14 protein-coding genes are annotated in these 19,291 nt (G+C 68.1%); 5 read left to right on the top strand and 9 right to left on the bottom strand.

The genetic code is table 11. From position 1 onward, the window contains the following. Positions 1 to 35 precede the first annotated feature (35 nt). A complete protein-coding gene (locus V5F48_RS02300) occupies positions 36 to 1,448 on the bottom strand; it encodes an FAD-binding oxidoreductase (RefSeq protein ID WP_394039677.1) in 1,413 nt (470 codons plus the stop codon). Between the two features lie 213 nt (positions 1,449 to 1,661). Between V5F48_RS02300 and V5F48_RS02295 the strand changes: the two genes are divergently transcribed. Then, the gene (locus V5F48_RS02295) at positions 1,662 to 2,171 is read left to right on the top strand and encodes a thioesterase family protein (RefSeq protein WP_394039675.1); all 510 of its coding nucleotides are present in this window, start codon (positions 1,662 to 1,664) and stop codon (positions 2,169 to 2,171) included. 170 nt (positions 2,172 to 2,341) lie between these two features. Further along, positions 2,342 to 2,515 (top strand): hypothetical protein, encoded by a 174-nt coding sequence (locus V5F48_RS02290; RefSeq protein WP_394039673.1) that lies wholly within the window; start codon positions 2,342 to 2,344, stop codon positions 2,513 to 2,515. A gap of 234 nt (positions 2,516 to 2,749) precedes the next feature. On the opposite strand, the gene V5F48_RS02285 is transcribed toward V5F48_RS02290, so the two are convergent. The 7 genes from V5F48_RS02285 to V5F48_RS02255 form a co-directional block, all read right to left on the bottom strand. Further along, positions 2,750 to 3,664, bottom strand: a complete 915-nt coding sequence (locus tag V5F48_RS02285; RefSeq protein ID WP_394039671.1) for a 50S ribosomal protein L11 methyltransferase — start codon at positions 3,662 to 3,664, stop codon at positions 2,750 to 2,752. Between the two features lie 10 nt (positions 3,665 to 3,674). Beyond that, positions 3,675 to 4,949: a GGDEF domain-containing protein gene (locus tag V5F48_RS02280; protein WP_394039669.1), complete on the bottom strand. Its 1,275-nt coding sequence runs from the start codon at positions 4,947 to 4,949 to the stop codon at positions 3,675 to 3,677. Between the two features lie 152 nt (positions 4,950 to 5,101). Further along, positions 5,102 to 7,549, bottom strand: coding sequence for an ATP-dependent helicase (locus tag V5F48_RS02275; RefSeq protein ID WP_394040145.1), 2,448 nt, complete (start codon positions 7,547 to 7,549; stop codon positions 5,102 to 5,104). 115 nt (positions 7,550 to 7,664) lie between these two features. Further along, a complete protein-coding gene (locus V5F48_RS02270) occupies positions 7,665 to 7,898 on the bottom strand; it encodes a hypothetical protein (protein WP_394039667.1) in 234 nt (77 codons plus the stop codon). 95 nt (positions 7,899 to 7,993) lie between these two features. Next, complete coding sequence (locus V5F48_RS02265; RefSeq protein ID WP_394039665.1) at positions 7,994 to 8,347, bottom strand: cupin domain-containing protein; 354 nt, start codon at positions 8,345 to 8,347, stop codon at positions 7,994 to 7,996. A 9-nt stretch (positions 8,348 to 8,356) separates the two neighbouring features. Next, entirely contained in the window at positions 8,357 to 9,772 is a 1,416-nt protein-coding gene (locus tag V5F48_RS02260) for an MFS transporter (RefSeq protein WP_394039663.1), read from the bottom strand. A 132-nt stretch (positions 9,773 to 9,904) separates the two neighbouring features. Beyond that, on the bottom strand, positions 9,905 to 10,216 hold the full coding sequence (locus V5F48_RS02255; RefSeq protein ID WP_394039661.1) for a hypothetical protein: 312 nt from the start codon (positions 10,214 to 10,216) through the stop codon (positions 9,905 to 9,907). Positions 10,217 to 10,417: 201 nt separating this feature from the next. On the opposite strand from V5F48_RS02255, the gene V5F48_RS02250 reads away from it, so the two are divergent. Further along, positions 10,418 to 12,232 (top strand): AI-2E family transporter, encoded by a 1,815-nt coding sequence (locus V5F48_RS02250; protein WP_394039660.1) that lies wholly within the window; start codon positions 10,418 to 10,420, stop codon positions 12,230 to 12,232. A 153-nt stretch (positions 12,233 to 12,385) separates the two neighbouring features. Here the strand turns inward: V5F48_RS02250 and V5F48_RS02245 are convergent, their stop codons facing one another. Then, complete coding sequence (locus tag V5F48_RS02245) at positions 12,386 to 17,218, bottom strand: NAD-glutamate dehydrogenase (RefSeq protein ID WP_394039659.1); 4,833 nt, start codon at positions 17,216 to 17,218, stop codon at positions 12,386 to 12,388. Positions 17,219 to 17,554: 336 nt separating this feature from the next. Between V5F48_RS02245 and V5F48_RS02240 the strand changes: the two genes are divergently transcribed. Further along, positions 17,555 to 18,136, top strand: a complete 582-nt coding sequence (locus tag V5F48_RS02240) for a peroxidase-related enzyme (protein ID WP_394040143.1) — start codon at positions 17,555 to 17,557, stop codon at positions 18,134 to 18,136. 384 nt (positions 18,137 to 18,520) lie between these two features. After that, entirely contained in the window at positions 18,521 to 19,291 is a 771-nt protein-coding gene (locus V5F48_RS02235; protein ID WP_394039657.1) for an ABC transporter ATP-binding protein, read from the top strand.

The raw sequence follows: 19,291 nt of genomic DNA, 5'->3' as shown, positions 1-19,291 counted from the left end.
ATGGGGAACCCGTTCCCTATGCGCAGGGAATGCGATCAGATCGCGACGATCTTGCCCGGATTCATGATGTTTTTAGGATCCATGGCGCGTTTGATGGCGCGCATGACCTCCAGCGCCCCCTCGCCGTGCTCGGGCAGCATATATTTCATCTTGCCCTGGCCGATGCCGTGCTCGCCGGTGGAGGTACCGCCCATGGCGAGCGCCCGCTCCACCAGCCGCTTCATGTAGAGCTTGGCCTTGGCGAAATCCTCCGGGTCGTCCACGTCCACCATGAGCGTGGTGTGGAAGTTGCCGTCGCCCACATGGCCGACGATGGGGGCGATGAGGCCCATCTCGTCGATGTCGCGCTTGGTCTCCATGACGCATTCGGCCAGCCGCGAAATGGGCACGCACACATCGGTGGCCACCGCCTTGGCGCCGGGCCGCAGCGGCAGCACCGACCAATAGGCGTCGTGCCGGGCCTGCCACAGCTTCGAGCGCTCCTCCGGCTTCACCGCGAACACCGAGGGCCCGCCGCCGAACTCGGCCGCCAGCTCGCCGAAGCGGTCGGCCTGCTCGTGGACGCTGGTCTCGGTACCGTGGAATTCCAGAAACAGGGTGGGGGTCTCGGCGAGGGCGAGCTTGGCATAGGCGTTGGAGGCCTTCACCTGCACTTCGTCCAGCAACTCGATGCGGGCCACCGGAATGCCGCTCTGGATGGTGGCGATGACCGTGTTGCAGGCCGCCTCCACGCTGGGAAAGGGGCAGACCGCGGCGGAGACCGCCTCCGGAATGCCGAACAGGCGCAGGGTGATCTCGGTGATGATGCCCAGCGTGCCTTCGGCGCCCACATAGAGGCGGGTGAGGTCGTAGCCGGCGGAGGACTTGCGGGCGCGCGTGGCGGTGGTGATGACCTCCCCGGTGGGGGTCACCACTTTCAGGGAGAGCACATTGTCCTTCATGGTGCCGTAGCGCACCGCATTGGTGCCGGAGCAGCGGGTGGAGGCCATGCCGCCGATGGAGGCGTCGGCGCCGGGATCGAGTGGGAAGAACAGGCCCTGGTCGCGCAGTTCCTCGTTGAGCCGCTTGCGGGTGACGCCGGGCTCCACCACGCAGTCGAGGTCTTCCGTGTTCACGGCGAGGATGCGGTTCATGCGCGAGAGATCCACGCAGATGCCGCCATAGGGTGCGTTCACATGGCCTTCCAGCGAGGTGCCCGCGCCCCACGCGATCACCGGCACCTCATAATCCGCGCAGGCCCGGACCACGGCCTGCACATCTTCTGTGCATTCTGCAAAGACCACCGCATCTGCCGGCTCGTTGGGCAGGTAGGTGGTAACGTTGGCGTGTTGTTCCCGGACAGCGCGGCCGGTCACGACCTTGTGATCAAGCTCGGCCTTCAGCCGTTCAACGACGGCAAAGCTTCGCTCCAGAAGCGTCAGCTCGGATTTCGCGGCTGCAACAACCATTTACGATTCCTTAACTTTGCCTCGCACCTGCCGGCCGGGGGCCGGGCAGGGGCCTTGGAGTCATCCCCAGAAATAGCTCGTTTTGAGCCATATTGAACTTGACAGTGACTTTTGTGATTCGGTTTTCGCGCCGTTTGGGGCGTGACGAATGCCGTTTATCGCGTCACAGTGTGTCCATCAGCGGCACATTAATGCAGATGAAGCGAGGCGGCCATGCTTGACCGGATCGACTTTGAGCCCGTGTTTTTCGCTCCGTTCGTGTCCTCCGCCATGAAGGTGGAGGGGGAGTGGATCGATTATAATGGTCATCTGAACGTGGCCTATTACACGCTCATCTTCGATCGGGCGGTAGACGAGGCGCTATGCCTTCTGGGTCTTGGCCCCACCTATGCCGCGAAACGCGGCGCCTCATTCTTCACCGCGGAAAGCCATATCCGCTACCTGAAGGAACTGGCGCCCCATTCCCCGGTCCGGGTCACCCTTCGCCTCGTGGATTATGACGAGAAGCGCCTGCACCTGTTCCAGACGCTGCATCATGCCTCGGAAGGGTGGGTCGCCGCCACGACGGAGCAGATGGTGCTGCACGTGGACCTGCGCACCCGCCATGTGGCGCCCTTCCCCGACGACGTGCTGGAGCGTATCGCCACCATGCGTGCCGCCCATGCCGCCCTGCCGCCGCCCGAGGGCCTCGGCCGCAAGGTGAACATGCCGGCGCGCTACTGAAGCCAACGGCCCCGGCCCGGCGCCGGGGCCCACCGGTCGCCGTCCCAGGCAAATCTCTTTCCTTGCGCTTGGCGCAGGGCAGGCATGTCGGTTGACCAGTTCTGCTGCGTTGCGCTGGGGGATATATTGCACTGCAAAAGGGCAACAGAGCCCATTTGCAGGAGGCCTCTATGAGCGCCGTCACCTATACCGACAAGATCGTCCGCCCCTCCAAGACCGCGTCTGCTGCCAAGAAGGGCTTTTTTGCCCGTTTCCTTGAGGCCGTCGTCGCGGCCCGCATGGAGCAGGCCGAGCGTGAATACGCCCGCTACGTGCAGGTCAACGGGCGCGATCCCGTCGCCTGAGGCGTTCCGTCCGGATCGCGCTGCGGTCCGGCGGTCACCGTGGAGACGTTACCGCGGGGACCATGCCTTGGCGAGAACGATGCCTTGCCGCTCCGATTGCAAAGCAATCCGGGCGGCACAGGGCTTTCATCTGAGTTCCAGGGCTTTCATCTGAGTTCTCGGTAAGTATTTTCCGACGCCGGACCGACCGCCCGCACCTGTTCGGCGCGGGGGGCTTCGGCATGGGCCTTCCAATCATCTGCGCAGGGGACGCCCCGCATCCGCGGCGAGGGTGAGCGTCGCCCAGCCCTCGATATGCCGCTGCGACACTAGGCGAAGCCCCTGGGCGCGATAGGCCGCGAGCGCCGCCGACACCTGGGCCGTCAACAATCCCGACAGAACGATGCGGCCGCCCGGCGCCATCAGCCGGCGCAGCGGCCGCGCCAGCCGCTTCAGCGGCGGCAGCAGGATATTGGCCAGGATCAGATCGTAGGGACCGCCGGCGCGGAGCACCCGCGCCCCGGCCCCCGCCGCATGGATCATCTGCACGCCCGGCGCCTTGTTGGCCTTGGCATTGGCCCGGGCGGTACGCACCGCGATGGTGTCGATATCGCTGCCCACCACATGGGTGTGAAACAGCCGGTCCGCCGCGATGGCGAGCACGCCGGTCCCGGTTCCCACGTCCAGCACCCGCCGCGGCGCACCACGTCGCGCCGCATCGGTGATGGCGTGGAGGCAGCCCTGGGTGGTGCCGTGGTGACCGGTGCCGAAGGCCAGCGCCGCCTCGATCTCGATGCCGATGAGGTTCGGTCCGACCTGGCCGCGATCATGGCCACCATGGACGACAAAGGTGCCCACGCGCACCGGCGCAAGGCCTTCGAGGCTCGCGGCCACCCAGTCCTTTTCCTCCACGTCGCCGAAGGTGACGCCTTTGGCGATCTCCGGCCCCGCGGCGATCTCCACCATCTCCAGGAGCCGGTCGGGGTCGAAGGCGGCCCCGGCATAGACCTCCACCACCCAGTCATCCTCCGTGCGCTCGAAATTGGCCACCGCCACCTCGGCGGGGTCGAACGTCTCGGAAATCATGTCGGAGATGCGCTGGGCGGCGACGCGCGGCGCTTCCACCCGCATCACATGGGTGGCGTCGTTGGGGGGGAGGCCTTCGAGCATGGGTGCGCAATCATCCGTTCATCTTGAGGGCGTCGGCCTCGGGCCCGCCCGCCGCGCGGTTCCGCCCGGCCGCCTTGGCCACGTAGAGGCGCTTGTCGGCCGCATCCAGCAGTTCAGTCAAGGTGCCACCGTCTTCGGGCGCGCTGGCGACGCCGATGGAGAGGGTCTGCCGCGCGACCCCCGGGGGCAGCGGCATGGCGCCGACGCGACGGCCCAGCTGCGCGGCGAGCGACAAGGCGCCGGCATTGCCCACGCCCGGTGCAAAAACGGCAAATTCGTCGCCGCCGTAGCGCACCACATGATCCGCCTGCCGCAGGCTTTCCGTGAGACAGCGGGCGAGCCGGCGCAGCACCTCGTCGCCGGTGGGATGCCCGAACTGGTCGTTCACCTCCTTGAAGTCGTCCACGTCGATCAGGAGCAGGCTCACCGGTCGCCCCGTGGTGCGCGCCACCGCGAGCAGGTCGCGACCCAGCGGCTCCAACTGGCCCCGATGCAGCACATGGGTGAGCGCGTCGCGGCGGGATTGTTGCTTCAAGTCCTCGTAGCGCTGGCGATAGGTGAGGGTGTGGAAGACGTCGGTGATGGTCCTGCGCGGCGCCTCGCCGGCCAGCTCGAAACGGGCGAGGTACTGGCCGAGCATGACGGCATAGAACCCCGCTGCGGCGAGCTTGCCCAGCCAGCCGCCGAGCCCGGCGGTGAGCGGCACGCCCATGGCGAGGGACAGGACGCCGAAGAACGCCATCTGATCGAAGGTGAGAACCAGCGCCAGCGTGGCCCAGATGGCGAGGATCGGCATGCGCCGCAACGGCCGCGCGATGCGCTCGTAGATCAGGATCATGGCGATGGCATCGATGAAGAGCAGCAGCGTGCCCCACATCATCAGCATGCCCATGGCGTCCATGAAGGACAGGTCCGCCGGCACGCTGGGGGCGGCCACCGCATCGTGCTGGCGCAGCAGGGCGACGAGGCCGATCAGCAGGATGTTGCCGATGAACAGCCCGTAGATGGGCTGGCGGGCGACGAGGGCATCCTCGCGGATATAGATGAGCAGGATCAGCGCAAGCTTGCCGGAAAACAGCACCACCGATCCCGGCGACAGCGAGATGCCGAAGGGCAGGGGCACATAATAGGCCGCTGCGAGATACGTCTCCATGAAATGGAAGCTGCCCAGGGCGCAGAAGAAGACACCCAGTCCCAGGGGCTCGCGCAGGCGAAACAGAGCCAGCATGGCGGTGAAGTATACCGCCATCTCGACGACAAGCAGGAAGATGTTGAAGCCGGCCATGGTGATTCACTGCGCCCGTCCGGATCGCGGCCGGGCGGCGATCCTAGCAGGCGGCGGGCGGAAGAAAACAGGAGATGTGTCAAGCCGGATTGGCAACTTGAGGCTTTATCCAGTCCCGGCGAGATCCTGCCACGGCCATTGGCGTCCGGCGCTCACACCTTGTCGACGAAGGTCTCCAGCACCCGCTTCTCGCCGGCCTTGTCGAACTGCACCGTCAGCTTGTTGCCGTCGATGCCGGTCACCTCGCCATAGCCGAACTTGATGTGGAACACCCGCTCGCCGGTGCTGAAGGCCGATGCGGGGCCGGCGGAGGTGGCCACCAGCGTCCCCTCGATCACCAGGGGGCCGCGCCGGGCGGAGCCGCCCGCATCGTAGCGTCCGCCCCGCTCGGAGAAGCCGCCGCGGGAAGGACCCGAAGACGTGCCCGAAGAGGTGCCATGGTTGGTGCGATTGGCCTGCGCCCGCTGCCAGCCGGGGGTGGAATAGGAGGAGGCGGAAAACGGCTCGGCCCGGTCGAAGCGGCTTTGCCCGTAGCTGCCGCCGCCATAGCTCGACCCGCCCCAGCCGGCGCCGCCGCGGCTTTCCTCCACCCGCACATGGGCGTCGGGCAGTTCGTCGAGGAAGCGGGAGGGAACCGTGGAGTTCCACATGCCGTGGATGCGCCGGTTGGAGGCGACGAAGATCCGCGCCGAGGCCCGCGCCCGGGTGATGCCCACATAGGCGAGGCGGCGTTCTTCCTCCAGCCCCGCCTTGCCCTGCTCGTCCAGTGCCCGCTGGTGGGGAAACAGGCCCTCTTCCCAGCCGGGCAGGAAGACAGTGTCGAATTCCAGCCCCTTGGCGGAATGCAGGGTCATGATCTGCACCGCGTCCTCGCCGGCGCCATTGTCGGTGTCCATGACGAGGGAAATGTGCTCGAGGAAGCCGGAGAGGTTCTCGAACGGCTCCATGGAGCGCACCAGCTCCTTCAGGTTCTCCAGCCGCCCGGCCGCCTCCGCCGAACGGTCCTTCTGCCACATCTCCGTATAGCCGCTTTCGTCCAGCACGATTTCGGCCAGCTCGGTGTGGGACAGCACCCGCGCCTGCTCGCGCCAGCGCCCGAACGCGTCCACGAGGCCGCGCATGGTGGCGCGCACCTTGGGCTTCAGCTCCTCGCTCTCGGTGAGCACGCGGGCCGCCTCCTGCAGCGGCAGGCCGGCAGCGCGCGCCACATCATGGATCTGCTTGACCGTGGCGTCGCCGAGGCCGCGCTTGGGCACATTCACGATGCGCTCGAAGGCGAGGTCGTCGGCGGACGAGTTGACGCAACGCAGATAGGCCAGCGCATCGCGGATTTCCGCCCGCTCGTAGAAGCGCGGTCCGCCGATGACGCGATAGGGCATGCCTAGCGTGACGAAGCGGTCCTCGAACTCGCGCATCTGGAACGAGGCGCGCACCAGGATGGCGATTTCCGAGAGGCGATGCCCGGCCCGTTGCAGCGCCTCGATCTCCTCGCCGACGGCGCGGGCTTCCTCGCCCGAATCCCAGGCGCCGGTGACGGTGACGGGCTCGCCGTCCTCGCCTTCCGAGAACAGGGTCTTGCCCAGCCGGCCCTCGTTATGGGCGATGAGATGGGCGGCGGAGGCAAGGATATGGCCGGTGGAGCGGTAGTTGCGCTCCAGCCGGATTACCTTGGCGCCGGGAAAGTCGCTCTCGAACCTGAGGATGTTGTCGACCTCGGCGCCGCGCCAGCCATAGATGGACTGGTCGTCGTCGCCCACGCAGCACACGTTCTTCGAGCCCTGGGCAAGCAGGCGCAGCCATAGATACTGGGCCACGTTGGTGTCCTGATACTCGTCCACCAGCAAATACTTGAAGCGCTTGTGGTATTCGGCGAGCACGTCGGGATTTTCGCGGAACAGGCGGATGCCTTCCAGCAGCAGATCGCCGAAATCCGCCGCGTTCAGCGCCTTCAGCCGCGCCTGATAGGCGGCATAGAGGGTGCCGCCGCGGCCGTTGGCGAAGACCGCGCCCTCGCCGGGCGGCACGTCCTTCGGCGACAGGCCGCGATTCTTCCAGCTGTCGATGGTGGAGGCCAAAAGCCGCGCCGGCCAGCGCTTCTCGTCGATGTTCTCGGCGGCCAGCAACTGCTTGAGCAGGCGGATCTGGTCGTCGGTGTCGAGGATGGTGAAGCCGGCCTTCAGCCCCACCAGCTCGTGGTGGCGGCGCAGGATGCGCACGCCGATGGAGTGGAAGGTGCCGAGCCACGGCATGCCCTCCACCTGGTCGCCCACCATGGCGTGGATGCGGTCCTTCATCTCCCGCGCCGCCTTGTTGGTGAAGGTCACCACCAGGATCTGTGAGGGATAGGCGCGGCCCTGGGACAGGATGTGGGCGACGCGGGCGGTGAGCACCCGCGTCTTGCCGGTGCCGGCGCCGGCCAGCACCAGCAAGGGGCCGTCCAGCGTCTCCACGGCCTCGCGCTGCTCGGGATTGAGGCCGTTGAGATAATCCGGCGTGGGCGCGGCGGCAGCAGTAGCGGTGGCCCGCGCGGCGATGCCGCCCGCGCGGGGGGCGGGACGCTCGGGCGCCGGCTCAGCCGGGCGCCGGCGCGGATCGGTCAACTGGGTCACGGGCAAACTCTCGCAAGGCCTGATTCTCTCTTGAGAACAAAATGGCACTCAATGGCGGCGATTGCGAGGGCGGGCCGCCGGAACTGGCCCGGCGGTCACGTTCGTGTCATTTCAGCGCTTCAATCGTGCCCTCGCGCCGCCAGGTGCGGGCCCGCAGGCGGGGCGCCAGCCACCAGGACAGCGGCAGCGAAACGACGGTGGTCGCGCCCACCACCCACGGCATGAGGGCCATGGCCTCTTGCGACAGCGGCGTCAACAACAGCAGAAGCAGGCCTGCGAAGAACAGCACCGCCTGGATCATCATGAACAGCATGGCGGCGATCTGAAGCCGGATGGACATGGCTTTCACCCTTCCTGATTTAAGTCTCGGAAGGGCAACAGCTGCCGGCCCTGCAATGTTCCGGGGCGGCAATGCCGTCAAACGTCCTGCGCCGATCAGGCCGGGGGTGCGGAGGTCTGGTCGGCGGGCGCCTTGGGCAGGTGCACCACATAGAATTTACGCACCGCCGTCACGCTCTTCCAGGTCCCGGTGAAGCCCGAGGGGATGAGGAAGGAAGCGCCGGCCTCAAAGGTCTCGGTGTGGCCGGAGGCGTCGGTGAGTTCCACCGTGCCCTCAATGAGGACGCAGAATTCGTCCTCCTCATAGCTCACGGCGATCTCGGAAGGGTGCGAGGCCCAGAAACCGGCGGAGAAGGCGCCGGTGCGGTCCTGATACCACTCATGGACGGTGGTGGCGGCCGCCGCCTCCACGGCCGGCTTGGGATCGAAGCGGATGGAGCGGATGGTCATGGGGCCTCCCTAATTCTGTGTCGCGTCGGCATCATGTCCCCCCGTCCGTCCCGCCACCAGCACGGCGCCGAGGGCGAAGAAGGCGACGAGGACGGCCACCCCCGTCTTCTGGCTGCCGGTGGCGGCCGTCACCAGCGCCACGCTGGTGGGCGCGGCGAACGAGGTGATCTTGCCCGAGAGGGCGAACAGCCCGAAGCATTCGGCCATGTTTTCGGCCGGCGCAAGCCGCACCAGCAGGGTGCGCGAGGCCGCCTGCAGCGGACCGGCCACGGCGCCGATGAGCAGTCCGAGCCCCACATAGACCTTCTCCGGCACCGAGCCGAACAGGCCGTGGCCCGGCGTGGTGGGCACCAGCCCGAACATGATCGCGCCGCGATCCAGCGAGAGCAGGCCGATGCTGGCAAACAGCAGCACCAGCAGCGCGCCGAAAATCACCACGCGTGGCCCCAGAGCGTCGTCGAGCCAGCCGCCGGCCAGCGCCCCCGCAGTGCCGGCGAGGGTGAGCAGGATGCCGAAGATGCCGATCTCGATGGAGCCCCAGCCGAAGGTCCCCGCCGCATAGATGCCGCCGAAGGCGAACAGCGCCACCAGGGCATCCGTATAGACCATGTTGGCGAGGAGGAAGCGCGCCAGCACCGGCCGCTCCCTCAGCCGTGGCAGCAGCCGGCGGATTTCGCCGAGCCCGGTGCGGATGGCTGCGCCCATGGGCATGGCGCGGGGCGCGTCGGGCACGAACAGGAACATGGGAATGACCAGCACGGCATACCACAGCGCCGTCAGCGGGCCGCTGAAGCGGTCGCCCTCCCGTGCCGCCGCATCGAGCCCGAAGGCCGGTGGATGGCCAAGCAGGGTGAGGCCCGTATCGGGCTGGGTGGCGAAGAAGGCGAGCATCAGCGCCAGCGCCACCAGCCCGCCGAAGTAACCCGCGGCCCAGCCGGCGCCCGACAGCCGGCCCAGCCGCTCCTTGGGCACAAGGGCCGGCATGATGGCGTTGTTGAAGACGGTGGCAAACTCCACCCCGATGGTGCCCATGGCGAAGGCGGCGAGCACGAGGGGGATGCGCGCCGTGTTCCCCGGCTCGGCGAACCACAGCGCCGTCGCGCCCGTCATCATCAGGAGCCCGAAGGCGAAGATCCACGGCTTGCGCCGGCCCGCCGCATCCGCCACCGCCCCCAGCACCGGCGAGCACAGGGCGATGACCAGCCCCGCTGCGCCCGTGGCGAAGCCCCACAGGGCCTGCCCCTCAGCCGGCGTCGTGGCCACGGCCGAGGCGAAATAGGGCGCGAAGATGAAGGTGGTGATGAGGGTGAAATAGGGCTGGCAGGCGGGATCGAACAGGATCCAGCCGAAGATGGCCCGGCGCGGCACCGGCAGGGAAGGAACAGGCGGGGATGGGCGAGGCGGGGGAGAGGGGGTGTCGGGCATACGGGATCAGGATGGGACAGGTCCGGCCAAGGGCGCACAGGACGCGCCGCCGCGCAAGGGTGCGGGGGAGGCCGACCGGTCTGGACCGCTGCTCTGCGGGCGACCGTGCATCAGGCTGCCATGCGGGGAAGCTTACTCCGGCAGGTCCGGCATGGGCTCGGCGTCCTTGGGCACCACGTGCACCACCAGCGTCGCCACCGCCTCCTTGACCAGCACGGCGGCGCCGATGGGCGTGGTGGAGAAGAAATCCTCCATCACTGTGTTGCCATCGGGGTCGTCGAAGGCGGATGAGGCCGCGCGCACGCTCACCGCTTCGGTCACGAGGTAGCCGTCCTTCACCAGGTCCCGGGCCATGGCCTTGGGCCGGCGCTTGTCGCGCACATGCATGTCCTCCTCGGGATTTCCGCCCGAGTGGCCACGCAGCATCACGCGATAAATGAACATGCCCTCGTCTCCTGCAGTTATGGGTTTGAACGCCCTTGGCGGCGGTGGCGTTCCGCGCCATCGCCGGACGGGCGCGGATCAACGTGGCTGCGGATCAACTTGGCCGCTTTCAACGTGGCCGTGGATCGCAATGTGGTGCTGGAGCGTTGTGCCTGTCATCGCGAGGCGATCGCGCAGTGCGCGCGTGAAAGGTGTTCGGTGATGCTGCGTTCGGGTGACCCCTCCATCAAGCTGCCTGTGCTCGGAAACGGGCAGGACCGCCTCGTCACCTTCTTCGCCGCCATCGCCATCGTGACCGTGATTTACCTGGGGCGCGACGTGTTCGTGCCCATCGCGGTGGCGATCCTGCTCGCCTTCGTGCTGGCGCCGGTGATCATGGTGCTGCGCCGCATCCGCATCCCCCGCACGGCGTCGGTGGTGGCGGTGGTGCTGGTCACCTTCCTCGGCCTCATGGCGCTGGGCGGCGTGCTGGCCCTGCAGGTCACCGACCTTGTGGCCGAGCTGCCCCAATACCGCATGAACATGCGGGACAAGATCAAGTCCCTGAAGGAGGCCGCCGGCGGCTCCGGCACCTTCGAGCGCACCATGGACCTGGTGCAGGATCTCAGCCGCGCGATCGACGGTGCCGAGGCAGGGCCGGGGCTTGCGGGCGGCGCCGAGGGGCGGCCGGTGCCCGTTGAAATTCGCCAGCCGCCGGCGGGCACCCTTGAGACCCTTTCGGCGGTGGTGGGGCCGCTGCTGCATCCCCTCGCCACCTTCGGCATCGTCTTCATCTTCGTGCTGTTCATCCTGCTGCAGCGGGAGGACCTGCGAAACCGCTTCGTGCGCCTCGCCGGGGCGCACGACCTCCAGCGCACCACGGCGGCCCTCGACGATGCCGGGAGCCGGCTGTCGCGCTTCTTCCTGGCCCAGGTGGCGCTCAATGCCGCCTTCGGCGTGGTCATCGGCCTTGGCCTGTGGGCCATCGGCGTGCCGAGCCCGTTCCTGTGGGGCCTGGCGGCGGCGGTACTGCGCTTCGTGCCCTATATCGGGGCGGCGATTGCCGCGGCGCTGCCCATCGGCCTCGCGCTGGCGGTGGACCCCGGCTGGACCATGGTGGTCTCCACCGTTGCCCTGTTCCTGGTGGTGGAGCCGGTGGTGGGCCATGTGATCGAGCCTTTGCTCTATGGCCGCTCCACCGGCCTGTCGCCGGTGGCGGTGATCGCGGCGGCCACCTTCTGGACCTGGCTGTGGGGGCCGGTGGGGCTTTTGCTCTCCACCCCGCTTACGCTCTGCCTCGTGGTGTTGGGCCGGCATGTGGAGAGCCTTGAATTCCTCGACGTGGCGCTGGGCGACAAGCCGCCCTTGTCGGCGAGCGAACTGCTCTACCAGCGCCTGCTCGCCGGCGATCCGCTGGAGGCGGCGGCCGCGGCCGAGGAGCATCTGAAGCAGAACTCATTTGCCGATTACAGCGACGGCGTGGCGCTGCCGGCGTTGCGCCTCGCCCAGCGCGATGCCGCCCGAGGCGTGCTGGATGAGGCGCGCCAGACCCGCCTCAAGGAAACCCTCGCGGAGCTGCTGGACGATCTGCCGGACGAGGCCGACGAGGCCGGCGAGGCTCAGCCGCACGGGGCGGTGGCCCCCCATGTGCTGGTGGTGGCGGCGCGATCGCCCCTGGACGAGGCGGCGGCCCTGCTGTTCGCCCATCGCCTGCGCCAGTCCGGCACGCCATGCGAAATGCGCCCGCGCAGCGGGCTCGGCCGGCCGGTGGGCGAGGAGGTGTCCCTGCTGGTCCTGTCCTACCTGTCGCCGGCGACGCCCGCGCACCGGCGCTACACCATCCGCCGCCTCAAGCGCGATGCGCCGGGCCGGCGGGTGATCGTCGCCGATTGGGGTGCCGAGGACGGGCAGCCGGAACGGCTCGAAGGCGAGGACGCGGCCGTCGCCTCCATCGCGGCGGCGGTGGAGGCGGTGGAGGCGCCGTCGGCACCCTCGACCTCTTCCGCTGTGGCTCCATTGCGGGCCGGCGCGGCCTGATCCGGCTCACAGGTCATCGGGCGCACGCAGCACCCGGACAAAAATGCGGCCCCGGTCGTGGACCGGGGCCGCAGGTTTGAGGCCGCAGGTTTCATATCAACGGCCCCGGTCCCTGATCAGGGCCGAGCAAGACCTGGGCCGAGAGGGTGCAGCTCAGTTGCGCACCAGGTCCGAGAGCAGGCTCGCCGCCAGCGTCAGCTTGGAGAGGCTGAGGCCGGAGGCCGCGATTTCGCGCACCGTGCGGCGCATGCGCTCCACCTCCTCGTGGCGGGCGCAGATGAAGGCATTCACCGCCGCTTCGCCCGCCACGTCGTCCACCAGCATCAGCTCGGTGATGCGGCGCATGAAGGTCTCCAGCTGCGCCAGAGAGCGGTCGAGGGCGAGCCGGTCGTAATAGTCCGGCGCCAGGATGCTGCGCGCCTGCATGAACAGGTCGTCGATGGCGAAGGTCCGCCCGGCCGCGAAGAAGGTGCTGGCGGCGCTGGGGATGGACTTGCCGGTGGTCTCGGCAATGAGGGCGATGTCGGACGCCGCCGCCAGTCCCGGCATGAAGGCGATCTTGCGGGCGAGCTCTTCCGGCACGTTGTGGCCGATGAGGTCGGCCATGCGCGCCTCGCGCTCACGGCGCCAGGCCTCCGGCAGGCTCTCTTCCAGCACGGCCGCCACCGCCGCGATGCCGGTGCGATAGCGCTCCACCACCCCGGCGATGCCGTCGGCGAAGGAAACATTGCCGAGGAACCAGATGGTGCGCCCCACCACCAGGTCCTGCACCGCGGCGTAGAGGCCGAGCTGAACGGCGCCCGGCACCTTGGTGTCGAGGTCGTCGATGGCGGCGTTCAGTTCCGGCACATGGTAGCTGTCGCGCACGGCGGCGAAGGCGCGGGCGATGGCGGGGGCGTCGGCGCCGGTCTGGTCGGCGATGCGGGCGAGGCACGACGGCCCGCCCTGGTTGACGATGGCGTTGGACAGACCGGTGGCGATGATCTCCCGGTGCAGCCGGTGGGTCTCGATGGCGTGGGGATAGCGCTCCTTGATCTCGCGCGGGAAGTAATTCACCAGCTCCCCGGAGAGATAGGCGTCGTCCGGCACGTTGGAGGCGACGAGGTCCTGGTCCAGCGCCAGCTTGGCGTAGGCGAGCAGTACCGCCAGCTCGGGCCGGGTGAGGTGCTCCCCGCGCGAGCGCCGGTCGGCGATCTCGGCGTCGGAGGGCAGGAACTCCACCGTCCGGTCCAGCTCGCCGCGCGCTTCCAGCATTTGCATCAGGCGCTGCTGGAAGGCGAGGTCGTCGGCGCCCTTGTGCTCGGCCAGGGAGAGCGCCAGCGTCTGCAAATAGTTGTTGCGCAGAACCAGGGTGCCGACCTCGTCGGTCATCTCCTTCAGCAGGGCGGCCCGGTCGGGGGCGGTCAGGTCGCCCCGCTCCAGCGGCAAGGCGAGGGCGATCTTGATGTTCACCTCCACGTCGGAGGTGTTGACGCCGGCCGAATTGTCGATGGCGTCGGTGTTGAGCTTCACGCCCCGGCGCGCCGCCTCGATGCGGGAGCGCTGGGTCATGCCGAGGTTCGCGCCCTCGCCCACCACCTTGGCGCCGAGGTCGGCGGCGGCGATGCGCACCGCGTCGTTGGCACGGTCGCCCACCTGGGCGTCGGTCTCGCCGGAGGCACGCACATAGGTGCCGATGCCGCCGAAGAACAGCAGGTCCACCTGCGCCTTCAGGATGGCGGTGATGAGTTCCGCCGGCGTGGCATGGGCCTTGGGGAAGCGCAGCAGGGCCCGCACCTCGTCCGACAGCTCGATGCTCTTGGCGCTGCGCGGGAATACGCCGCCGCCCCTGGAGATGAGGGCGGCGTCGTAGTCGGCCCACGAGGAACGGGGCAGGTTGAACAGCCGCTGGCGCTCGGCGAAGGAAGCGGCCGGGTCCGGGGTGGGGTCGATGAAGATGTGGCGGTGGTCGAAGGCCGCCACCAGCTTAAGGGCGCGCGACAGCAGCATGCCGTTGCCGAACACGTCGCCGGACATGTCGCCCACGCCGGCCACGGTGACCGGGGTGACCTGGATGTCGATATCCATCTCGCGGAAGTGGCGCTTCACCGCCTCCCAGGCGCCGCGGGCGGTGATGCCCATGGCCTTGTGGTCGTAGCCCACCGAGCCGCCGGAGGCGAAGGCGTCATCCAGCCAGAAGCCGTGGTGGGCCGAGATGGCGTTGGCGGTGTCGGAGAAGGTGGCCGTGCCCTTGTCGGCCGCCACCACGAGATAGGGGTCGTCGGCGTCGAGGCGCACCGTGTCGGCGGGGTGCACCACCTGCCCGCCCTTCAGATTGTCGGTGAGGTCGAGCAGGCTGGAGACGAAGATGCGGTAGGCGGCGGTCCCCTCGGCCATCACCGCCTCACGGCTGCCGCCGGCGGGCAGGCGCTTGGGCACGAAGCCGCCCTTGGCGCCCACCGGCACGATCACCGCATTCTTCACCTGCTGCGCCTTCACGAGGCCGAGCACCTCGGTGCGGAAATCCTGCGGCCGGTCGGACCACCTGAGGCCGCCGCGCGCCACCTTGCCGAAGCGCAGGTGCACGCCCTCCACCCGCGGCGCATAGACGAATACTTCAAAGAGCGGGCGGGGCAGGGCGAGGCCCTCCACCTTGGCGCTCTCGAACTTGATGGCGATGGCCTCCTTGGGCCGGCCGTCGGCATCGCGCTGGTAGAAGGTGGTGCGGATGGCCGCGTCCACGAGGTTCACGAAGCGCCGCAGGATGCGGTCCTGGTCGAGGCTGGACACCTCGGCGAGTTCACTGTCGATGGTGGCGCGCAGGGGCGCCTCCCGGGCAGCGCGCGCCTCGGTGGAGGGGGCGAGCGCGGGGTCGAAGCGGGCGTGGAACAGCGCCACGATGGCGCGGGAGAGCGCGCCGTGGGCGTTCAGCGTCTGCCAGATATAGTCCTGCGAGAACGGGATGCCGGCTTGCCGGATATAGTGGCCGAGGGCGCGCACCAGCGCCGCCTCGCGCCAGGTGAGCCCGGCGTCGAGCACCAGCGCGTTGTAGCCGTCGTTGGCCGCGGCCCCGCGCAGCACCGCGTTGAGGCAGTCCTCCAGCCTTGCCGCCGAGCCTTCGATGGAGATGGCGCCGCCGTCGTGGCGCTCCAGTGTCATGTCGTGGAGCCAGCTGCGTTCGATCTCGCCGGCCGGGTCGATGCGGTAGGTGCGCTCGTTGATGGCCTTGAGGTCCATGTTGTCCAGCATGGGCACCCGTGTGGCGAGCGGCAGCGGCGCGCCATAGGACAGCAGGCGCAGGGAGATGCGACGGTCGTCGTCGCCGCGCCGGCGGTAGAAATCGAGGGCCACCGGCCGCTCGCTGGACAGGCGCTCCATGCTGTCGATGTCGGCCAGCGCCGTGGACACGTCGTAGGCGGCGACATAGCCCGGATCGAACGCGGCGGCGTAGCGCCGCTTCAGCCCCGCGGCGATGTCGGCGTCGATGCCCGGCAGGGCGGAAATGGCGGCGGACAGCCGGTCGCTCCACGACAGGATGGCGTCGGCGACCTGCTGCTCCAGCGCGGCGCGGTCGACGGTCGGGATGCGGCCTTCGCTGCGGTCGATGATGTATTGCACGCGGGTGAGGGGCAGGCCCGGGACGAAGGCCTGGTCGAAGGAGGAGACCTCGCCGCCATAGGCGCGGGCGAGGATTTCGCCGATCACGTCGCGCACCTGGGCGTCGAAGCGCTCGCGCGGCAGAAAGGCGAGCACCGACACGAAGCGGTCGAAGCGGTCGGCGCGGGGCAAGAGCTTGAGGCGCGGCCGGTCGTAGAGCGAGAGGATCTCGCGGGCGTGGCCGAGCAGGGTCTGGGCGTCGATCTGGAACAGGTCGTCGCGGGGGTAGGTCTCCAGCACGGAGGTCAGCGCGCGCGCCGAATGGCTGTCGGGCTCCAGGCCCGCGCCCTTGATGACGGAGGCCGCCTTGAGGCGCAGGTAGGGAATTTCGCGCACCGAATGGGTATAGGCGGTGGACGCGAACAGGCCGATGAGGCGCACCTCGCCGATGAGCCGGCCTTTCTCGTCGTGGGACTTGATGCCCACATAATCCATCACGTCGCTGCGATGGACCCGCGAGCGCAGGCTCGCTTTGGTGAACAGCAGCGGGGTGGGCGCTTCCAGGAAGGCGCGGATTTCAGGCGTCGTCACCACCGGCTTGTCGCCGAAGCGCAGTTCGTGGACGGACGGATCGCGCAGGATGCCGAGGCCGCTGTTGGCCTCCGCCTGAAGGCCGTCCTCGGTGAGTTCGTAGTGCCGCAGGCCGAGGAAGATGAAATTGTCCTCGGTGAGCCATTCCAGCACGTCCGCCGCCTCTTCCTGGGCGTCTTCGTCATACGGGCGCTTCTCGCGGCGATAGCCCTTGCTGAGGCTCTTCACCTGCTTGCGCATGGCGGAGAAGTCCTCGTTGGCGCCGCGCACGTCGCCGAGCGCGGCTTCGAGAGCCGCCCGCAGCTGCAGGCCCTCCGCAGCATCGATGGCGGACACGTGGATGTGGATGAGGCTTTCGCGATTGTCCTCGGAGCGCTCGCCCGTGGTCGAAGGCGTCTCCAGCCCGGTCACGGCGCCCGATGCGTCGCGCTCCACATGCAGGATGGGATGGGCGGCGAGCTTCAGTTCCAGCCCGCGCTCGGCCAGCGCGCCGGCGATGGAATCAAACAGGAACGCCATGTCGTCGTTCACCGCCTCGACCACGGTGACCGCCTCGCCCCTGATTTCGGGGTTGAACACCCGCACGCTCGGCTCGCCCCGGGGGCGGCCGGCCACATGGGTCCACGCCGCCTTCAGCAGCACCGCGAGGCAATCCGGGGTCAAGGGCGCGAGATCTTCAGGCGCCACCGCCGTCAGGACCGCTGCGACGAACCCCGCGGGCAGGTCCGGGGCGTCGGCGGACAGATGCGCGGCGAGCGCCGTGAGGTCGTGGGTCCCGTCCTGCGTCTTGTCGGTGGCTTGAAATCCCAAGACGTTCATGGCCATTCCCCTGTGGAGTGCCGGGCCGAGGGGTTGTCCCCCAACGGATCGCATGACGGGCAGGTTGCGCACCCGGATGTGGGCCCGCAGTCTTGTCCCAAGTTCTGGACCAAGTTCTGGACCAGGCTGGCAACGCGACAATGACGAGGCGACGCTATGGCAACGAAGGTGAAGGCTGGCGTGGGCGTGGAAAAGGGCAAAAGCAGGACCGCTGAAATTAAGGGCACGCCTGTAAAAAAGGCGGCTGCCGGCAAGGCGCCGGCCAAGGCGGCGGCCAAGGCGGCGCCGGTAACCGCAGCAAAGGCGGCAGCGCCCTCCGCCACCCCGTCGGCGCGGGTGCGGGACGATCTTCCCGCCATCGCCCTTCCGCTCGCGCCTGCGGAGCTTGATGCGGCCAACCGCGCGTATTTCGACAAGTGCCTGGAGAAGATCGGCTTCGTTCCGAACGTGCTCCAGGCCTATGCTTTCGACGTGGCGAAGCTTTCAGCCTTCGCTGCCATGTACAATGACCTGATGCTCGCGCCATCCGGCCTGTCCAAGCTGGAGCGGGAGATGATCGCGGTGGTCGTTTCTGCCGTGAATCGCTGCTATTACTGCCTCACGGCCCATGGCGCGGCGGTGCGGCAGCTCTCCGGAGACCCGATCCTCGGCGAGCAGCTGGTGATGAATTATCGCGCAGCGCGGCTCGATCCGCGCCGCCGCGCCATGCTCGACTTCGCCGCCAAGCTCACCGAGCGCCCCAACGAGGTTGAGGAGGAGGACCGCGAGGCGCTGCGCCGGGTCGGCTTTTCGGAGCGGGACATCTGGGACGTGTCGGCGGTGGTGGGCTTCTTCAACATGTCCAACCGAATCGCCTCGGCCACCGACATGCGCCCCAACGAGGCCTACCACGCCCAGGCCCGCACCCTGCCCGAGTGAGGCCGCGCCCGTCCTGTCGGCGTGACCAGGTGTCGGTGTGATCGCCTTTACCGGGGTGCGTGCCTGTCCTGGCCTGCGCAAGAGCCTGCGATTCAGGATTCCCAGCGGTGACGTCCGGCTTCAGGCGTCGGGCGCGGAGGGTGCGCGGCTCGATTTCCTGATCACGCCCGTGGATTAAGCAATCATCAGGCCGCGCTGCACATCCACAAGCTAAGATCGAGATAGACAAACGTCGCGATAGCAGTCTATTGACGCTTCCATGGCGCAACGTGCTAGTTTGCGACGCAAGATGAAGTGCACCGCAAAAGGTGCCGATCCGGAGGAATTGGCCAGGGGAACGCTCGCTGTCTCCGCAGGCCACAATAGCGAGGGCACCTTACGATCATGGACACCGTCTCAGACGTGCCCTTTATCGTTGAAGCGTCTGGTCTTACCAAGGAATTCAAAGGATTTGCTGCGGTCAAGAACGTTGACCTCAGGATCCGCCGGCACACCATTCACGCCCTCATCGGGCCGAATGGCGCGGGGAAGACCACCTGCTTCAACCTGATCACCAAGTTTCTGGAACCGACCCGCGGCACCATCCGCCTGAACGGGAAAGATATCACGCGCACGCCGCCGGCGGATGTTGCCCGGCTCGGCATGGTGCGCTCGTTCCAGATCTCGGCGACGTTCCCGCACCTCACCGTGCTGGAGAATGTGCGCATCGCGCTGCAGCGTCCCATCGGCAACTCCTTCCATTTCTGGAAGTCGGAGACCTCGCTGGACGCGCTGAACGACCGCGCCATGGCGTTGCTGGCCGATGTGGATCTCATCTCCTACGCCCAGCATTTTGCGGTTGAACTTCCCTACGGTCGCAAGCGGGCGTTGGAGATTGCCACCACGCTGGCGCTGGAGCCGGAGATGCTGCTGCTGGACGAGCCCACCTCCGGCATGGGCCGCGAGGACATCGCGCGGACATCGGACCTCATCAAGCGGGTGTCCGAGGGGCGAACCATCCTGATGGTGGAACACAATCTCTCGGTGGTCTCGGACCTGTCCGACATGATCACCGTGCTCGCCCGCGGCGAGATCCTCACCGAGGGACCCTACGCCGAGGTGTCCAAGAACCCGCAGGTGATCGAGGCCTACATGGGCACCGGTGGAGCGCATTGA

Source organism: Xanthobacter autotrophicus ATCC 700552 (genome assembly GCF_043194565.1).
In the GTDB taxonomy this organism is placed as follows: domain Bacteria; phylum Pseudomonadota; class Alphaproteobacteria; order Rhizobiales; family Xanthobacteraceae; genus Xanthobacter; species Xanthobacter autotrophicus_F.
This window is presented reverse-complemented; position numbering and strand designations above follow the sequence as displayed.

Excerpts from the sequence above, each read along its gene's own strand:
- V5F48_RS02300 (WP_394039677.1), bottom strand. The coding sequence starts at position 1,448 with ATGGTTGTTGCAGCCGCGAAATCCGAGCTGACGCTTCTGGAGCGAAGC.
- V5F48_RS02270 (WP_394039667.1), bottom strand. The coding sequence starts at position 7,898 with ATGTCCATCCGGCTTCAGATCGCCGCCATGCTGTTCATGATGATCCAG.
- V5F48_RS02295 (WP_394039675.1), top strand. The coding sequence starts at position 1,662 with ATGCTTGACCGGATCGACTTTGAGCCCGTGTTTTTCGCTCCGTTCGTG.
- V5F48_RS02260 (WP_394039663.1), bottom strand. The coding sequence starts at position 9,772 with ATGCCCGACACCCCCTCTCCCCCGCCTCGCCCATCCCCGCCTGTTCCT.
- V5F48_RS02245 (WP_394039659.1), bottom strand. The coding sequence starts at position 17,218 with ATGAACGTCTTGGGATTTCAAGCCACCGACAAGACGCAGGACGGGACC.
- V5F48_RS02255 (WP_394039661.1), bottom strand. The coding sequence starts at position 10,216 with ATGTTCATTTATCGCGTGATGCTGCGTGGCCACTCGGGCGGAAATCCC.
- V5F48_RS02265 (WP_394039665.1), bottom strand. The coding sequence starts at position 8,347 with ATGACCATCCGCTCCATCCGCTTCGATCCCAAGCCGGCCGTGGAGGCG.
- V5F48_RS02250 (WP_394039660.1), top strand. The coding sequence starts at position 10,418 with ATGCTGCGTTCGGGTGACCCCTCCATCAAGCTGCCTGTGCTCGGAAAC.
- V5F48_RS02290 (WP_394039673.1), top strand. The coding sequence starts at position 2,342 with ATGAGCGCCGTCACCTATACCGACAAGATCGTCCGCCCCTCCAAGACC.
- V5F48_RS02235 (WP_394039657.1), top strand. The coding sequence starts at position 18,521 with ATGGACACCGTCTCAGACGTGCCCTTTATCGTTGAAGCGTCTGGTCTT.
- V5F48_RS02285 (WP_394039671.1), bottom strand. The coding sequence starts at position 3,664 with ATGCTCGAAGGCCTCCCCCCCAACGACGCCACCCATGTGATGCGGGTG.
- V5F48_RS02280 (WP_394039669.1), bottom strand. The coding sequence starts at position 4,949 with ATGGCCGGCTTCAACATCTTCCTGCTTGTCGTCGAGATGGCGGTATAC.